The following is a 15,778-nucleotide window of genomic DNA, read 5'->3' on the forward strand; positions in this document are numbered from 1 at the left end:
CACAGTGTAATATGTTCACTTCACTTGATTAGAAATATATATTGCGCTCACCATTTTGGTTGCGTAAGCGATGTTCGGCGCCTGGATCAAAACTTTGCGGGAATTTCCAGGCGCCGGATCACGAGAGCCTTCAGCCGAGGGCAGAAAGGATCAGCGCTATGTGGCCCATAGCCCGGTCATTACGGTGATAAAAGGGGCTGTCTCTCAAAAGAGGGCAGCCCCACTCCATTTGAGGTGCGGGTCGAAATACAGTTAAATAAGATCAACTTCACCTTGATTAGATTCGCCCCCCGTGCGGGGGCGTGGATATGATGCGACAGGTCGCCTCAAATGGGTTCACCGCAAACTTTCGAGAGATTGCGAAGTTATTTTTCCGGTATATAATGTGCCGTAGGCGGGATAAATGTCGGTCAGGCTACACATCTGGGGCGATTACGCCTGCTTTACTCGCCCGGAGATGAAGGTCGAGCGCGTCAGCTATGACGTGATTACGCCTTCCGCCGCGCGCGGCATCCTGGAGGCCATCCACTGGAAGCCGGCGATCCGCTGGCAGGTCGATCGAATTCATGTGCTGAACCCGATCCGGTTCCAATCGATCCGTCGCAACGAAGTGGGTGCCAAGGCGAGCGCCGCCAACGCCGCCAGCGCGATGAAGCGCGGGACCACCGATGGGCTGGGCATCGTAGTGGACGACAATCGGCAGCAACGGGCGGCGCTGGTGTTGGTCGATGTCGCCTATGTGATCGAGGCCCATTTCACCATGACCGAGCGCGCCGGGCCGGACGACAGCGCCGCCAAGCATATCGCGATGTTCAATCGCCGCGCGGCACAGGGCCAGTGTTTCCATCGCCCTTGTCTGGGTACGCGCGAGTTTCCAGCCGAATTCGCGCTGATCGAGGACGGTGCTGCGCTGCCGCCCAGCACGCTCGACAAGCCGGATTCCGATTTGGGTTGGATGCTGCACGATATCGATTTCGCGCGCGGCAACGAATCGCGCTTTTTCCGGGCCGAGATGAAGGGCGGCGTGATCGAGGTGCCGCCGTTCGACGCCGCTGCGGTGGTGCGATGACGATCCTCCAGGCGCTGAACGGATATTATGCTCGGATACCGGATGTCGCCGCGCCAGGATGGAGCCAGGAGAAGTTCGGCTGGTGCATCGTGCTCAGCCCCGACGGTCAGGTGATCGATGTCGAGAATCTGCATGATCTGTCGGGCAAGAAGCCAAAGCCCACGCTTCGGGTCGTGCCGGCGGCTCTCAAGCGGACGGTAGCCATTGCCCCCAATTTTCTTTGGGATAAGACTGCCTATGTGCTGGGCCGCACTGCGGGCGAAGGCAAGCGAACGGCCGATGAACATGCCGCGTTCGTCGCCCTCCATCTGGACCGATTGGCGGGGCATGAGGATGCCGGGCTGGTCGCGCTTCGACGCTTTCTGGAACGCTGGCGGCCTGAGCAGTTCGAGACGCTGCCGGATGGCGGCGCGGAGATGCTCGACGCCAATGTGATGTTCCGGCTCGATGGCGAACTCGGCTTCCTGCACGAGCGCCCCGCCGCGCGAGTGTTGGTGGACGCGGCCAGCAGCCGTGGCGCGGATGTGCCGGGCCGCTTCTGCCTGGTGACGGGGGAGGTGGCACCGGTCGCCCGGTTGCACCCGACGATCAAGGGCGTGGAAGGCGGGCAGTCTTCGGGTGCTGCACTGGTGTCATTCAATCTCGATGCCTTCACATCGCTGGGCAAGGAGCAGGGTGATAATGCCCCGACCAGCGAGGGCGCGGCGTTCCGCTATGGCGCGGCACTCAACCGCATGTTGCAGCGCGACAGCGGCAACCGTCTGTCGCGCCCCATCGGTGATGCCACCGTGGTGTTCTGGGCGGATGCGAGCAAGGCGGAGGCGGAGGCTGCCGACGCCTTCATGGCGCTGATGATGGAGCCGGATACGCGAGAGATCACCGACGAGAAGGAAGTTGCCCTCCTGCGGACGCAGATCGAGCAGATTGCTGCCGGACGTCCGGTGGCCGATCTGCGCGCGGACATCGCCGAAGGCACGCGCTTCCATGTCCTGGGCCTATCGCCCAATGCGGCGCGCATCTCCGTGCGGTTCTGGTTGACCGATACGCTGGATGTCTTTGCCCGCCGTCTCGCGGAGCATTACCGGGACATGCGGATCGAACCGCTTCCGCGCAACTGGGGGGCGGCTCCGTCGGTCCGCCGACTGCTCGCCCAAACCGTGGCGGCGCAGGGCGAGATGAAGAACGTGCCCGCGCTGCTCGCGGGGGAAGTGATGCGCGCGGTGCTGTCGGGCACTGCCTATCCCCTGTCGCTTCTCGCCGCTGTGCTGATGCGTCTTCGCGCGGGCGACAATGCGGGGACCGGCTGGCACGCAGCCGTGATCCGCGGCGTGCTGGCCCGAGCACCTGATTATCGTGCTTCCAATGGAGAACCTCCGATGAGCCTGGAACGGGACTATAAGGAACCGGGCTATCAGCTCGGTCGCCTGTTTGCCGTCTATGAACTGGCGCAGCGCGCGGCGCTGGGCCGCGTGAACGCCAGCATCCGCGACAAATATTTCGGCGCTGCCTCGGCCACGCCGGCCAGCGTATTTCCGATCATCGTGCGCGGCGGCCAGAACCACCTCGCCAAGGTGCGCAAGGAAAAGCCGGGCTGGGCCACGCTGATCGAGCGCGAGCTGGAGGAGATCCACAGCCATCTTGTACCCGAACTGCCGCGTTCGCTGAGTCTGCAGAAGCAGGGTGCTTTCGCGATCGGCTATTATCACCAACGCGCCACCAAATTGAGCAGCGATAAGGTCGGGGAACTCGATCCGACCGCGCTCACCGATACCGACGAGACCGAGGGGGAAGCATGAGCACGCCGGTTACACAGCGCCACGAGTTCGTCCTGTATTTCGACGTGACGAACGGCAATCCGAATGGCGATCCCGATGCCGGCAACATGCCCCGGCTCGATCCCGAAACCAATCAGGGGCTGGTGTCGGACGTTGCGCTGAAGCGCAAGGTCCGCAACTTCGTCGCGCTGGTGAAAGAGCAGGAACCGGGCTTCGAGATCTACATGACCGAAGGCGCCACGCTCAACAACCAGCACAAGAAGGCATGGAAGGCGCTGTTGCCCGAGGTTACCAAGGATGACGACTTCAAACGGTTGCCCAAGGACCAGCAGAAGGCGCAGGAACTCACCCGCTGGATGTGCACCAATTTCTGGGACATCCGCACCTTCGGCGCAGTGATGACGACGGGCGTCAACGCCGGGCAGGTGCGCGGGCCGGTGCAGTTCGGCTTCGCCAAATCGGTGGAGCGCATCCTGCCGCTCGAAATCTCGATCACGCGCATGGCCGCGACGACCGAGAAGGATGCCGAGGAAAAGGGCGGGCGCACCATGGGCCGCAAGCATATCGTCCCTTATGGCCTGTACCGCGTCCACGGCTTCGTCTCCGCGCCGCTCGCCAGCCATCCGACCAAGGGCACCGGCTTTTCGGAAAGCGATCTCGAACTGTTGTGGCAGGCGCTCACCCAGATGTTCGACCATGACCGCTCGGCCGCGCGCGGCGAGATGGCCAGCCGCAAGCTGATCGTCTTCCGCCACCAGAGCGCGCTCGGCAACGCCCAGGCGCAGAGCCTGTTCGATCGGGTGAAAACCTGGCGCGTCCACGAAGGGTCGGTGCAGGAAATCGGCAGCACCGCCACCGACAACTGGCCGCCCGCGCGCAAATGGGAGGATTACAAGGTCACGATAGATCGAGAGGGCGCACCGGCGGGCGTCGAGATCCTCGAATACTGACGCATGGCGATGCGCGCGCCGCCCCCGGACCCCGCCGCCGAAGACGCGCTGGTGCCGGTGTCGGCGTTGCAGCATTATCTGTTCTGCCCGCGCCAGTGCGCGCTGATCCATGTCGAGCGCATCTGGGCGGAGGACGGTGCCACCGCCGAGGGGCGCATCCTCCATGAACGGGTCGATGGCGGTCGACCGGATCGTCGCGCAGGCGTCCGAACGGTGCGGGGGCTGGTCCTCCGCTCGTTTGAACACGGCCTGGCGGGCAAGGCCGACGCGATCGAGTTCGTCCGCGACGTGCCCTATCCGGTCGAGTATAAGCGTGGTCGCCCCAAGGCGCACCGCGCCGACGAAGTGCAGCTCTGCGCTCAGGCGCTGTGCCTGGAGGAGATGTTCGGCTGCGCCGTTCCTGAAGGCGCGCTGTTCTATGCCCAGACGAAGAAGCGCAGCCGCGTCACCTTCGATGCCGAGTTGCGCGCGCTGACGATCGCGCTCGCCGCCGAAACCCGGGCGATGCTCGCCGCCAGCCATACCCCGCCGCCCCAGGCGAAACCGGCCTGCCGTCGCTGCTCGCTGGCGGATGCGTGCCAGCCCAAGCGCCTGGAGCGTCCGCCCGCCGTCCAGCGCTGGCTTTTGCGCCAGCTCGCCGAACCCGATGCCCTGCCGGAGGAATGACCGATGCGGCGCCACCTCAACACCATCTACGTCACCACCGAGGATGCCTGGCTGCGCAAGGACGGGGCCAATATCGTCGTCGAGGTGGAGGGTGCCGAGCGCGGGCGCGTGCCGATGCATCTGCTGGAAGGGGTGGTGTGCTTCGGCCGACCGGGTGCCTCGCCCGCGCTGATGGCCGCCTGCGCCGAGGCGGGGATTGCACTCTCCTTCCTTACGCCCAACGGCAAGTTCCTCGCCCGGGTGGAGGGACTGCGTACTGGCAACGTCTTGCTACGCCGTACGCAGCACCGCGTCGCCGACGATCCCGTGCGCGCGGTACCGATCGTGCGCGGCATCGTCACGGCCAAGGCGGCCAACCAGCGCACTGTGATCCGCCGCGCGCTGCGCGATCATGGCGACCGGCTCGCCCCCGAAGCGCATGCTGCGCTTACGGCCGCAGAGGCGCGGCTGGGCCACGTCGCGCGCCGAGCTGCGCAGGCGGAGGATATCAATAGCCTGCGCGGGCATGAAGGGGAGGCGGCGCAAGTCTATTTTGGGGTGTTCGACGCAATGCTGCAGGGGGAGCGACCCGTCTTCACCTTTGCTGGGCGTTCGCGCCGACCTCCGCTCGATCGCGTGAACGCGCTGCTCAGTTTTCTCTACGCGATGCTCGGGCATGATTGCCGCTCGGCGCTCGAAGGCGTGGGCTTCGATCCGCAGGTCGGGCTGCTCCATGCCGATCGACCCGGCCGCGCCAGCCTGGCGCTGGATCTGATGGAGGAACTGCGCCCGGTGTTGGCCGATCGGCTGGCGCTGACCTTGATCAATCGCGGGCAGCTTAAAACTCGCGATTTCGCGGTGGACGAGGGCGGTGCCGTGTCGTTGACGGAGGATGGTCGTAAGGCCGTGCTGGTCGCTTGGCAGGAGCGCAAGAAGCGCGAACTGCGCCATCCCTTTCTTGGGGAAAGCATGCCGATGGGGCTGGTGGCGCATGTGCAGGCGCAGCTGCTGGCGCGGCACTTGCGCGGTGATCTGGACGGTTACCCGCCCTTCATATGGAAGTGACGCGATGCTGATGCTGGTAACCTATGACGTGAGCACCGAGGACGCAGCGGGCCGACGTCGGCTTCGGCGGGTGTCCAAGGCCTGTCTGGACCTTGGCCAGCGCGTGCAGAATTCGGTGTTCGAATGCGAGGTCGATCCGGCGCAATGGGCATTGCTGCGCGCCGCGCTTTTAAGGGAAATTGATGCGGAAAAGGATTCGCTTCGCTTTTATCGGCTTGGTGCCGATGGCCAGCGGCGAGTCGAGCATGTCGGTGCCAAGCCGGTCCTTGATCTGGACGGCCCGCTGCTGTTCTGAACGTTCTGTCGCGGCAGGGTGCGCGAACCCCAATGTGTTGACGTCGCACGGGAAGGTTCGCGCGGGGTAAAAACACATGCTTTTCATAGCGATGATTGGGAATGGGGGTGAAAGCACCTTGGTTTATGTGAAGTGTGCGCCACTTTCGCGCTGAAGCCCGGATTTACCGCTCTTTCTCATTGTATTAAGCACCGCGGCGTCGCTCCCCGCGCGGGGGCGTGGATCGAAACCACCACGGATCGCCTGTATGTCGGCAGCCGTTTTCGTCGCTCCCCGCGCGGGGGCGTGGATCGAAACAAAAACATCCCGTCGAACCTGCGCGTCCCGCTGGTCGCTCCCCGCGCGGGGGCGTGGATCGAAACTTTCAAGGGAACTGCCGATAGCGGTAGGGAAACCGTCGCTCCCCGCGCGGGGGCGTGGATCGAAACACGTCGAAGAAGGCGAAGACGCGTGCCGACTATGGTCGCTCCCCGCGCGGGGGCGTGGATCGAAACACCGATCGCTCCACCGTAGCGGCCTTCCTGCTGGTCGCTCCCCGCGCGGGGGCGTGGATCGAAACTATTGCCCGCCATGATTAACGACATTCTAGCAAAGTCGCTCCCCGCGCGGGGGCGTGGATCGAAACTTTCTGTCTCCACCATTAGAGACGGTATATAAAGTCGCTCCCCGCGCGGGGGCGTGGATCGAAACAGCATCAACTGGATAGCCGCGCTCGACCAGCGCGTGTCGCTCCCCGCGCGGGGGCGTGGATCGAAACCGGGTCGGCCATAGCAGCATCAATGAGCCGATCAAGTCGCTCCCCGCGCGGGGGCGTGGATCGAAACCGTGCGTCACCAAAGATAAAATTCCCGTCGAGCCGTCGCTCCCCGCGCGGGGGCGTGGATCGAAACCCGGATCAGGAAAGCGCACGCCTCTATTTCGAGGTCGCTCCCCGCGCGGGGGCGTGGATCGAAACCGCCTCAACGAGGGCGACGTGAAGCGCCACACGCGTCGCTCCCCGCGCGGGGGCGTGGATCGAAACCCCAAGGACATGACGTTCACCGGGTTCCGGCATGTCGCTCCCCGCGCGGGGGCGTGGATCGAAACCGCTGGTAGGCGTGCAGGCTGTCATGCTGCAAAAGTCGCTCCCCGCGCGGGGGCGTGGATCGAAACAATGACATGGGGCCACGCGAGCTGGTGATAGTGGTCGCTCCCCGCGCGGGGGCGTGGATCGAAACCGGGGCCCGATGTGGGATAATCACCGGGACCGACGGTCGCTCCCCGCGCGGGGGCGTGGATCGAAACATGAACAGCGTGACCGAACCCGCGCTTCGCGATTGTCGCTCCCCGCGCGGGGGCGTGGATCGAAACACCTGCCTCGGTGTAACCCGTAAATCCAGACGCATGTCGCTCCCCGCGCGGGGGCGTGGATCGAAACCAATGGGCAAAGGCGCTACGCAATTTGTTCTGACGTCGCTCCCCGCGCGGGGGCGTGGATCGAAACGCTTTCTGGCATGTCTGATGCCGCCACCTCCAGCGTCGCTCCCCGCGCGGGGCCGTGGATCGAAACCCAAGCTCGGCGTCGCGCCGCGCTGATACCGACCGTCGCTCCCCGCGCGGGGGCGTGGATCGAAACGTAGTACCCCGAGATGAGCAGGCTACCAGCAGCGCGTCGCTCCCCGCGCGGGGGCGTGGATCGAAACCCGGTCAATGCGCCTGGCGTCTTCGAGGAAGCGCGTCGCTCCCCGCGCGGGGGCGTGGATCGAAACACCGAAATGCGCCTGGCCGAACCGACTGGCGCACAGGTCGCTCCCCGCGCGGGGGCGTGGATCGAAACGGGTCTAGGGGGCCTTCCGCCAGCAGGTCGATGGTCGCTCCCCGCGCGGGGGCGTGGATCGAAACGGGGCCAGCTTCGAGTACGCCAAGGGGCCATACAAGTCGCTCCCCGCGCGGGGGCGTGGATCGAAACGGTCACGTCGTCGATCGCGCAGGCGGCGATGGGCGTCGCTCCCCGCGCGGGGGCGTGGATCGAAACACCAGCGGCGACACCTTTTGGTGTGCATACTATGGTCGCTCCCCGCGCGGGGGCGTGGATCGAAACATCTGATGCTGCGCGTCGAAGAGATGCGCGCGCGTCGCTCCCCGCGCGGGGGCGTGGATCGAAACACGATGACCGGCTTGTTTTCACCGGCGGCGGAAGGTCGCTCCCCGCGCGGGGGCGTGGATCGAAACATGAACTGGTTACGTTCGGTTTGTGTTGCTTGGGAGTCGCTCCCCGCGCGGGGGCGTGGATCGAAACTGGTTGCCACAGTGTGGATGCAAAGCGGCGGGTGGTCGCTCCCCGCGCGGGGGCGTGGATCGAAACAGCGCGGCCGTCGCGGCACCGGCCGCCGCCGTTGGTCGCTCCCCGCGCGGGGGCGTGGATCAAAACTCGGTCCTGCTGTTTAAGAGTCATATGGCGAAAGACTGGTTTTACCCCAAGGGCACCTGAAAGCAGCTATTCCGCCGCCAACGCAGTTGCAACCGCCGCTATGAGATCTTCACCTTCCCGAACTTGCCGTCGAGAACCTTGGCGCCATCGCGAAGGAAATCAAGATGATCTGACCAGTGCTGCATCATGCGCACGCGCTCTTCCCAATATTCGCCGCGGGTATAGGCGCGGCGCACGGCATTGTTGTCGCAGTGGGCAAGTTGGCGCTCGATCGCGTCGGCGTGCCATAGCCCCATCTTGTTCAGCAGCGTCGCCGCCATGGCGCGAAAGCCATGGCCGGTCATCTGGTCTTGCGCGTACCCCATTCGACGAAGAGCTGCGTTGATGGTGTTCTCCGACATCGGTCGCTCAACCGAACGTAGCGATGGGAAAAGATACGAGCTGTGCTCGGCGTCGTGCTCAATCGATTCGATGATTCGAAGCGCCTGACGGGAGAGCGGTACCGAATGCGCTCGCCGCATCTTGGTCTTTTGCGGCGGGATCGTCCAAACGGCTTTGCCGAAATCGAAATCCGCCCATTCGGCAAAACGCAGCTCTCCAGGCCGAACAAATACGTGCGGTAGGAGGCGAAGCGCCAGGCCGGTCGTCGGATGATCTTCCAGCGCCTCGATGGCGCGCAACAGTGCGCCGGCCTCCGGGGGCGTGGTGATCGCGGCGCGGTGAACGTGTTTGGGTACGATCAGCGCGCCACGCAGGTCGGCGGCGACATCGCGCTCTGCGCGTGCAGTTGCGATGGCATAGCGAAAAATCTGCGAGCAGGTGCTGCGGAGCCGTTTTGCCGTCTCGTATCGACCTCTGGCCTCCATCTTGCGCAGCATGATGAGCAGTTCCTGCGCGGAGATCGAGGCGACCGGGCGCTGCCCAATCGCTGCGTTAATGAAGCCCAGCAGCCAGTGTAGCTTCTTCATCGTGACCGTCGAGCGACCCTCTTTCTTGACTTTGAGCAGCCATTCGTCCGCCACGGCTTTAAAGCTGTTGGAAGCTGCCACCGTCGCAGCAATCCGGTCGAGCTTGGTTCGTTCGGCAGGATCATCGCCCCGCGCCAGCACCTTGCGCGCCGCGTCACGGGCCGCGCGAGCCTCGGCTAGCCCAGTGTCGGGCCATACGCCGAATGCCAGGGTCTTTTGTTTGCCAAGGTGACGGTAGTTCATCCGCCAGTAGCGAGCGCCGGACGGTGCCACGAGCAGGTAGAGCCCGTCGCTATCACTCAGCTTGTACGCCTTGTCGCGACTCTTGGCCGCTTTGATCGCCACTACCGACAACGGCATGATGGTATCTCCATCCAAGCGACCGGCGCTGTGCCATCAAAAATACCATCAGATTGCTGGTATGCAGTGGTATTTCGCCGATCTGACTGAGACGGCTATACCACAAAAAACCGCAGAAAACAGCCATTTAGGGTACGTTTTGGCATGCCTTGGGAAGGCATTTTGGTGACCCCTACGGGAATCGAACCCGTGCTTCAGCCGTGAAAGGGCCGCGTCCTAACCGCTAGACGAAGGGGCCGTGCCCGAATGCTCGGGAGCGAAGGGCCGGTTAGGCAAAGCGGACGGGTTGGTCAACCCATTGTGTCGCATTTGTTGAATCAATCGGCCCAGGCGGCATCGTCGATGTGCAATTCGGCGGCGGGGCGGGTGCCCCAATCGTCGATGCGTGCGCGACCCGCAAGCCACAGGCGGCGATGCGGTGCCGCACCCAGCAAGGCCTGGCCCAGCGCGGTGTCGGCCTGGCGGAAGGCGACCGCCTTCAGCGTGCCACCGCCGCCGCCAGGGCAATCCCCGCTAACGATCGCGCGGACATGGCCGTTGCCGACCACATCGGCTTTGAGCACGCGCACTGGCCCCGCGACCACGCGCGGTTGCGGCCAGCCCATGCCATAAGGGCCGCCGGCCTCCATCGTCGTGACCAGATCGGGCGTCACGCCGCGCGCGCTCAGCACCGCGTCGAGCAACAAGGCGCGGTCGCCCATCGCGCGGGTGACGGCGGCGTCGAGACGTTCGCTCAGAAAGTCGCCAAAAGCTTCGATGCGGTCCTCGGCAATCGTCAGGCCAGCCGCCATCGCATGGCCGCCGCCCGCCACCAGCAGATCGGCCTCTTTCGCGGCGAGCACGGCGGCTCCCAAATCGACGCCGGGGATCGATCGCCCCGAACCCTTGCCGATGCCCGCATCGTCGAGCGCGATGACCAGTGCCGGGCGGCCGAACTTCTCCTTCAGGCGTCCGGCGACGATCCCGATCACGCCGGGGTGCCAGCCGTGCCCGGCGACGACGATCACCGCGCGGTTGCTCTTGTGTGCGGCGAGCATTTCGGCGGCTTCCTGCACGATCCCCTCGATCGCCCGGCGTTCCTCGTTGAGCCGGTCGAGCTCGGTTGCGATTCGTTCGGCTTCGCCCGGGTCGCGCGTTGTCAGCAAGCGGACACCGAGATCGGACTTGCCGACGCGCCCACCGGCATTGATGCGGGGGCCGAGCGCGAAGCCGAGATCGGTGCTGGTCGGCGCGCGAGTCAGCCGCGAGGCGGTGAGCAGCGCGTCGATCCCGATATTGCCGCGCTTGGCCATCACCTTGAGCCCCTGCGCGACGAAGGCGCGGTTGAGGCCCTTGAGCGAGGCGACATCGGCCACGGTGCCGAGCGCCACCAGATCGAGCAAATCGAGCAATTTCGGTTCGGGACGATCGGCGAAGAATCCGCGCGTGCGCAGTGCACGAATCAGCGCGGCCCCGAGCAGAAAGGCGACGCCGACGGCGGCGAGATGGCCATGCGCGGCCCCCTCGGTCTCGTCGAGCCGGTTGGGGTTCACCAGGGCGAGTGCATGGGGCAGGGCGCTCGCGCATTTGTGATGGTCGACCACGACAACGTCCACGCCCGCGACGCGCGCCATTTCCAGCGCCTCGAACGCCTGCGCGCCGCAATCGACGGTGATGATGAGGCTGGCGCCCTCGTCCTTCAGGCGCACCAGTGCCGGGCCGGACGGGCCGTAACCCTCCATCAGCCGGTCCGGAATATAGGGCCGCGCCTCCAGGCCAAGGTCGCGCAACAACAGGATCATCAACGCCGCCGAGGTCGCGCCATCGACGTCATAATCGCCGAACACCGCGATTTGCTCACCTGCCTGCACTGCGTCGGCAAGGCGATCAGCGGCGCGGTCCATATCCCGGAAAATCGAGGGATCGGGCATGAAGGTGCGGATGCTGGGGGTTTTGTAGGCCGTCAGCGCATCACGCGGGCATCCGCGTGCCAGCAGCAATTGCGTGACCAGATCATCGGGCGCGAAGCCGGGGTCACGCGCGTCGGTCTCCAGCATCCGCCAGCGCCACGGCTGGCCGAGAATCGAATGGGTGATGTTGAGCACGGTGTTCATTGCCGCCCTCCTACGCCGATGTCGCCATCGCGCAAATCACGGCGCGGCTGGACCGCATCCACGCGCTGTGCGACGATGCCAAAAAACAAGAGAGGGTGGGGCGATGCGGTACGTGACGAGCGCGGCGTTGGGGTTGGCATTGATGGCGGCCACGCCGGTGGGGGCCGCTCCGGCGCATTTTTCCGCGACGATCACCCGCACGACCTTCGGCATTCCGCATATCCGCGCGACCACATGGGGTGGCCTCGGCTACGGCGTCGCTTATGCCTATGCGCAGGACAATCTGTGTATGTTGGCCGAGGAGTTCGCGACCGTGGCGGGTGAGCGATCGCGCTGGTTTGGCCCGAAGGAGAGCGCGGTGCTCGGCTTCGACAAGATCGACAATCTCTCATCGGATGTCTTCTTCCGTTCGGTGATCGACGTGCCGACCTTGCGGGCGGGTATGGCGCGCGGCAATTCTGTCACGCGCGCGCTCGTGCGCGGTTATGTCGCGGGGTATAACAAGCTGTTGCGCGATATCGGCCCGGCGGGTGTCCCCGGCGAGTGTCGCGGCAAGGGCTGGGTTCGCCCGATCACGCTCGACGATATGCTGCGGCTGAACGAGAAGCAGATGTTGCTGGCAAGCTCGCTGGCGCTGGCGCCACTGGTTGTCCACGCGGTGCCGCCCGGCGGGACACAGGCTGCATTCATCCCTGGTGAAGACCCGCTGCGGCCGCGCGACATTGGTTTTGGCAGCAACGGCTGGGCCTTCGGCAAAGAGGTCACCGCCAACGGTCGCGGCCTCGTCGTCGGAAACCCGCATTTTCCGTGGAACGGGCCGTCGCGTTTTTATGAGATGCACCTGACCTTGCCCGGCCAGTATGATGCGATGGGCGTGGGGATCGCGGGTGCGCCGATCGTAACGCTTGGCTTTAACAAGGATGTCGCCTGGACGCATACGGTGACGGCAGCGCAGCATTTCACGGTGTTCCAGCTCAAGCTCGATCCCGCCGACCCGACCAAATATCTGGTCGATGGCAAGAGCGAGGCGATGCGGCGGCAGGTGATTTCGGTGCCGATGCCGGATGGCGCTCCGCCGGTACAGCGGACGACCTATACGACGCGCTACGGGCCGATCGTTTACAATCCGCTGGCCGGGTTCGGCTGGACCAAGACGCAGGCCTACGCCTTGCGCGATGCCAACCACAATAACCAGCGGGCGCTGGAAACCTGGGTCGCGATCGGGCAAGCGCGCAGCGTCGGCGAGGTGCGCGCGGCGGTGGAGCGGACGCTGGGTATTCCGTGGGTCAACACCATCGCCGCCGATCGCGCGGGCAATGCGCTGCACGCCGATGTAACAGCAGTGCCCAACGTATCGGCGGAGAAGGTGCGTACGTGCGGGATGCCGCTGTCCGGCGTCCTGAAGGGCAAGCTCATTTTGCTAGATGGCAGTCGCTCGGTCTGCGATTGGGATCGGGCTGCGGGAACGCCGGTTGCCGGGCTGATGCCCGCGCGCGATCAGGCGGTGCTGGAACGCCAGGACTATGTCGCGAACAGCAATGACAGTTATTGGCTGAGCAACCCCAAAGTGCCTGCCCTGATCCGCTCGCCTGTCCTGGGCACGACCGAGAGCGAGCGGACGTTGCGGACGCGCTCCGGTCTGATTGAGATCGACCGACGGCTGAACGGCAGCGATGGATTGCCGGGCACCAAGGTCGACCCCGCCGCCGCTGAAGCGATGGCCTTTGCCAATAAGAGCCTGGCGGCCGAACTGGCGATCGATCCATTACTGGCTTTGTGTCGCGGGCAGGAGGATGTAGCGGCGGCGTGCGCGGCGCTGAGCGGATGGGACCGGCGCTTCAATCTCGATAGCCGGGGCGCGTATCTGTTCGCGACCTTCTGGGAGGGCGTGCGGTCGCTGCCGGGGCTGTGGGCGGTGCCGTTCGACAAGGCCGATCCGGTCCACACGCCGCGCGATTTCGTGACGGGCGGCGCGCAGGGTACGAAACTGCTTGCCGCGCTGAAGGCAGCGGCGGCGACGCTGGCAAAGCAGGGGATCGCACTCGACGCGCGCTGGGGCGATGTGCAGTTCGCGGTACGCGGGCAGGACCATATCCCGATCCACGGCGCGTCCGGGCAATTGGGGGTGCTCAACGTCCAGCAATCCGACCCCGTTCCGGGCGGGATCGTGCCGAAGCATGGGTCAAGCTATGTCCAGATTGTCACCTTCGACACGTTGGGGCCGGTGGCGGACGCGTTGCTCAGCTATTCGCAGTCGACCGATCCGGCATCGCCCTATTTCGGCGACCAGACCCGCGAATTTTCGGCGAAGCGGTTCCACCATTTGCCCTTTACCGAGGCACAGATCCTGGCAGACGGGGGCCACAAGAGCGTGCGGATCAGCGAATAAGCGGATCGATCACGCCTTGATCCAATTGCCCTCGCGAAACCATTTGGTGACGATGTACTTCGTCCCCTGAACCACCGGCATGCCTTCGTGCAGCGTGGCGGTGTTGCGGTCGCCATCGGGTTTCATGTTGTTCCAGGTGAGCAGCAACCCCTTTTTCGGAGCGACGCGGATGCCGATGGTGGGGAACCAGGTGGCACCTCCTTCCTCGACATCGTTGAGATAGATCATCGCCGTCCAGGTGCGCTGGCCGCCGGTTTCGACCATTTTGGGCCAATAGGCCTGGGCTTCGTTGAAATAGTCGAAATGCGCGCGGAAATGCTGGCCGACCGCATAGCGCTGGCCCTGCATCGTTTCCCCGTGGACCGGATCGATACCGAGGAGATCGGCGATCGCCTCGTCGGTTGGGCGGACGTCGGGCGACCAGCGATCCATGTCGCAACTGTCACTGGTGCGAAAATCCTGCACCGATTCCTCGGCCAAGACAGTCGAGCGGCGGCGATTGGCGTCGATCAGGGCAACCAGCCGGTCACAGGTCGCGGCATCAAGAAAATCGGGATGATAGAAAATCTGCGCCTCGTCGACCTTGGCGCGCTTCACGGCCGGATTGGCATCGAGCCGACGGGAAACGGATTCGCCGACCAGGCGGCGCACAGGCGAGGGGCCGCCGGATTTCTTTGCAAACAGAGCCATGGCGCGGGACTTTGCCGTGCGCGCTCGAAAAAACAACTCGAAAAAACAGGGGCCGCAAACCCAAGTTTGCGGCCCCTGATCGGGTGGTTACCAGAAAATGTCGTACACCGTATCGACGACATAGCCGGTGCGGATATCGACGAGCAGCGCGTCATTGTAATAGCGCACCCAGCGATAGGGCCCGTAGGCTGGCGGCAGCCGATAATAGTCGGCGTCGTCGATCCAATAATCCTGGTCGTACAGGAACGAATTTAACGTAAAGCCGATCGAGAAACGGCGATAGCCATAGCCCCAGCCTGGGGGAGCATAATACCGGGGAAGGTGGTAGATGTTGCGGTTCTGAATCCGGTAATAGTTGTAATTATACCGGTTGTCCCGCCGCCAGTCGCGATTCCAGCCGCGATTGCCGTTGTTGTTCCAGCCGTTATTGTAGCCGGGACGACCGTCGTGCCGGTCACCGCGCCAATCGCCGCCGCGCCCGTCATTGCCGCGCGGATCCCCGCGGCCGGGTTGTGCACCGCCGCCATAGCGGGGATCGCGGCCCGGCTGGGCTCCGTCAAACGCCGGCCGCCCGCCATTCGGACCACCGTTGAACCCGGGGCGACCATCGAACGGGCGGCCGCCCGGCTGCTGCGAGGGCTGTCCCTGCGGGCGGTCGCCACGATCGTTGCCGAAGTCGGGACGAAAACCCGGTCGGCCACCCTGGCCATTCGGGCGTCCACCGCGATCATCCCGCCCTGACCACCTTGGTGCCTGGGGCTGTTGCGGTTGCGGTTGCGCCTGGGGCTGAGCTTGCGATTGTGGTGCTGGTGGACGGGCAGCGGGCGCTTGCCCGGCCGGTTGACCCTCCGGACGCCGCCATTGCGGACGGCCCGCATCTCCGACCATCGCCGGGCGCTGCGGGCGTCCTTCTCGTTGGCCCTGGCCCTCTTCACGATGCGGCCGGTCGTTGCCCTCCTGCGCCATTGCGGCCGCCGGGATCAACGCAGAGGCCGCCATGATTGCGGCGAGCATAGACTTGCGCATCAAAACTTCCTTCTCTTCGTCCAGACGCCATGTCCGGTCGTTG

Annotated in this window: 11 protein-coding genes, 1 tRNA gene and 1 CRISPR repeat array; of the genes, 7 read left to right on the top strand and 5 right to left on the bottom strand. The window is 64.8% G+C overall.

All coding sequences use genetic code 11. The annotated features are described in order from the left end of the window. The first annotated feature begins 403 nt into the window (after positions 1-403). The 6 genes from cas5c to cas2 are packed head-to-tail and all read left to right on the top strand — an operon-like array spanning position 404 to position 5,799. Positions 404-1,069, top strand: a complete 666-nt coding sequence (cas5c, locus tag ACP7BL_RS15235) for a type I-C CRISPR-associated protein Cas5c (RefSeq protein ID WP_426258746.1) — start codon at positions 404-406, stop codon at positions 1,067-1,069. Continuing rightward, on the top strand, positions 1,066-2,865 hold the full coding sequence (gene cas8c / locus ACP7BL_RS15240) for a type I-C CRISPR-associated protein Cas8c/Csd1 (RefSeq protein ID WP_426258747.1): 1,800 nt from the start codon (positions 1,066-1,068) through the stop codon (positions 2,863-2,865). Before cas5c ends, cas8c begins: the two co-directional genes overlap by 4 nt. Beyond that, a complete protein-coding gene (gene cas7c, locus ACP7BL_RS15245; RefSeq protein ID WP_126847191.1) occupies positions 2,862-3,794 on the top strand; it encodes a type I-C CRISPR-associated protein Cas7/Csd2 in 933 nt (310 codons plus the stop codon). The genes cas8c and cas7c overlap by 4 nt, the downstream gene beginning before the upstream one ends. Positions 3,795-3,797: 3 nt before the next feature. Further along, positions 3,798-4,460, top strand: a complete 663-nt coding sequence (gene cas4 / locus ACP7BL_RS15250) for a CRISPR-associated protein Cas4 (protein WP_426258748.1) — start codon at positions 3,798-3,800, stop codon at positions 4,458-4,460. Between the two features lie 3 nt (positions 4,461-4,463). Beyond that, the gene (cas1c, locus tag ACP7BL_RS15255; RefSeq protein WP_426258749.1) at positions 4,464-5,504 is read left to right on the top strand and encodes a type I-C CRISPR-associated endonuclease Cas1c; all 1,041 of its coding nucleotides are present in this window, start codon (positions 4,464-4,466) and stop codon (positions 5,502-5,504) included. Between the two features lie 4 nt (positions 5,505-5,508). Continuing rightward, positions 5,509-5,799: a CRISPR-associated endonuclease Cas2 gene (gene cas2, locus ACP7BL_RS15260; RefSeq protein ID WP_339467938.1), complete on the top strand. Its 291-nt coding sequence runs from the start codon at positions 5,509-5,511 to the stop codon at positions 5,797-5,799. Positions 5,800-5,997: 198 nt separating this feature from the next. Beyond that, positions 5,998-8,209: a CRISPR direct-repeat array (repeat unit 32 nt; unit sequence GTCGCTCCCCGCGCGGGGGCGTGGATCGAAAC). Positions 8,210-8,307: 98 nt separating this feature from the next. Here the strand turns inward: cas2 and ACP7BL_RS15265 are convergent. The 3 genes from ACP7BL_RS15265 to recJ all read right to left on the bottom strand — a co-directional run bounded on the left by ACP7BL_RS15265 (position 8,308) and on the right by recJ (position 11,630). Then, on the bottom strand, positions 8,308-9,537 hold the full coding sequence (locus ACP7BL_RS15265) for a tyrosine-type recombinase/integrase (RefSeq protein WP_426258750.1): 1,230 nt from the start codon (positions 9,535-9,537) through the stop codon (positions 8,308-8,310). 163 nt (positions 9,538-9,700) lie between these two features. After that, positions 9,701-9,775: transfer RNA gene (locus ACP7BL_RS15270), tRNA-Glu, on the bottom strand. Between the two features lie 79 nt (positions 9,776-9,854). Next, positions 9,855-11,630, bottom strand: a complete 1,776-nt coding sequence (recJ, locus tag ACP7BL_RS15275) for a single-stranded-DNA-specific exonuclease RecJ (protein WP_426258751.1) — start codon at positions 11,628-11,630, stop codon at positions 9,855-9,857. A gap of 103 nt (positions 11,631-11,733) precedes the next feature. Between recJ and ACP7BL_RS15280 the strand changes: the two genes are divergently transcribed. Beyond that, positions 11,734-14,019, top strand: a complete 2,286-nt coding sequence (locus tag ACP7BL_RS15280; RefSeq protein WP_426258752.1) for a penicillin acylase family protein — start codon at positions 11,734-11,736, stop codon at positions 14,017-14,019. Positions 14,020-14,028: 9 nt separating this feature from the next. Here ACP7BL_RS15280 and ACP7BL_RS15285 read toward each other — a convergent pair whose 3' ends face one another. Beyond that, positions 14,029-14,709, bottom strand: coding sequence for a prolyl hydroxylase family protein (locus ACP7BL_RS15285; protein ID WP_426258753.1), 681 nt, complete (start codon positions 14,707-14,709; stop codon positions 14,029-14,031). An 87-nt stretch (positions 14,710-14,796) separates the two neighbouring features. After that, positions 14,797-15,735 (bottom strand): RcnB family protein, encoded by a 939-nt coding sequence (locus ACP7BL_RS15290; protein ID WP_426258754.1) that lies wholly within the window; start codon positions 15,733-15,735, stop codon positions 14,797-14,799. Positions 15,736-15,778 lie beyond the last annotated feature (43 nt).

The sequence above is a fragment of the Sphingomonas sp. DC1600-2 genome (genome assembly GCF_049897605.1).
In the GTDB taxonomy this organism is placed as follows: Bacteria; Pseudomonadota; Alphaproteobacteria; order Sphingomonadales; family Sphingomonadaceae; genus Sphingomonas.

Excerpts from the sequence above, each read along its gene's own strand:
- cas5c (WP_426258746.1), top strand. The coding sequence starts at position 404 with ATGTCGGTCAGGCTACACATCTGGGGCGATTACGCCTGCTTTACTCGC.
- cas8c (WP_426258747.1), top strand. The coding sequence starts at position 1,066 with ATGACGATCCTCCAGGCGCTGAACGGATATTATGCTCGGATACCGGAT.
- cas7c (WP_126847191.1), top strand. The coding sequence starts at position 2,862 with ATGAGCACGCCGGTTACACAGCGCCACGAGTTCGTCCTGTATTTCGAC.
- cas4 (WP_426258748.1), top strand. The coding sequence starts at position 3,798 with ATGGCGATGCGCGCGCCGCCCCCGGACCCCGCCGCCGAAGACGCGCTG.
- cas1c (WP_426258749.1), top strand. The coding sequence starts at position 4,464 with ATGCGGCGCCACCTCAACACCATCTACGTCACCACCGAGGATGCCTGG.
- cas2 (WP_339467938.1), top strand. The coding sequence starts at position 5,509 with ATGCTGATGCTGGTAACCTATGACGTGAGCACCGAGGACGCAGCGGGC.
- ACP7BL_RS15265 (WP_426258750.1), bottom strand. The coding sequence starts at position 9,537 with ATGCCGTTGTCGGTAGTGGCGATCAAAGCGGCCAAGAGTCGCGACAAG.
- recJ (WP_426258751.1), bottom strand. The coding sequence starts at position 11,630 with ATGAACACCGTGCTCAACATCACCCATTCGATTCTCGGCCAGCCGTGG.
- ACP7BL_RS15280 (WP_426258752.1), top strand. The coding sequence starts at position 11,734 with ATGCGGTACGTGACGAGCGCGGCGTTGGGGTTGGCATTGATGGCGGCC.
- ACP7BL_RS15285 (WP_426258753.1), bottom strand. The coding sequence starts at position 14,709 with ATGGCTCTGTTTGCAAAGAAATCCGGCGGCCCCTCGCCTGTGCGCCGC.
- ACP7BL_RS15290 (WP_426258754.1), bottom strand. The coding sequence starts at position 15,735 with ATGCGCAAGTCTATGCTCGCCGCAATCATGGCGGCCTCTGCGTTGATC.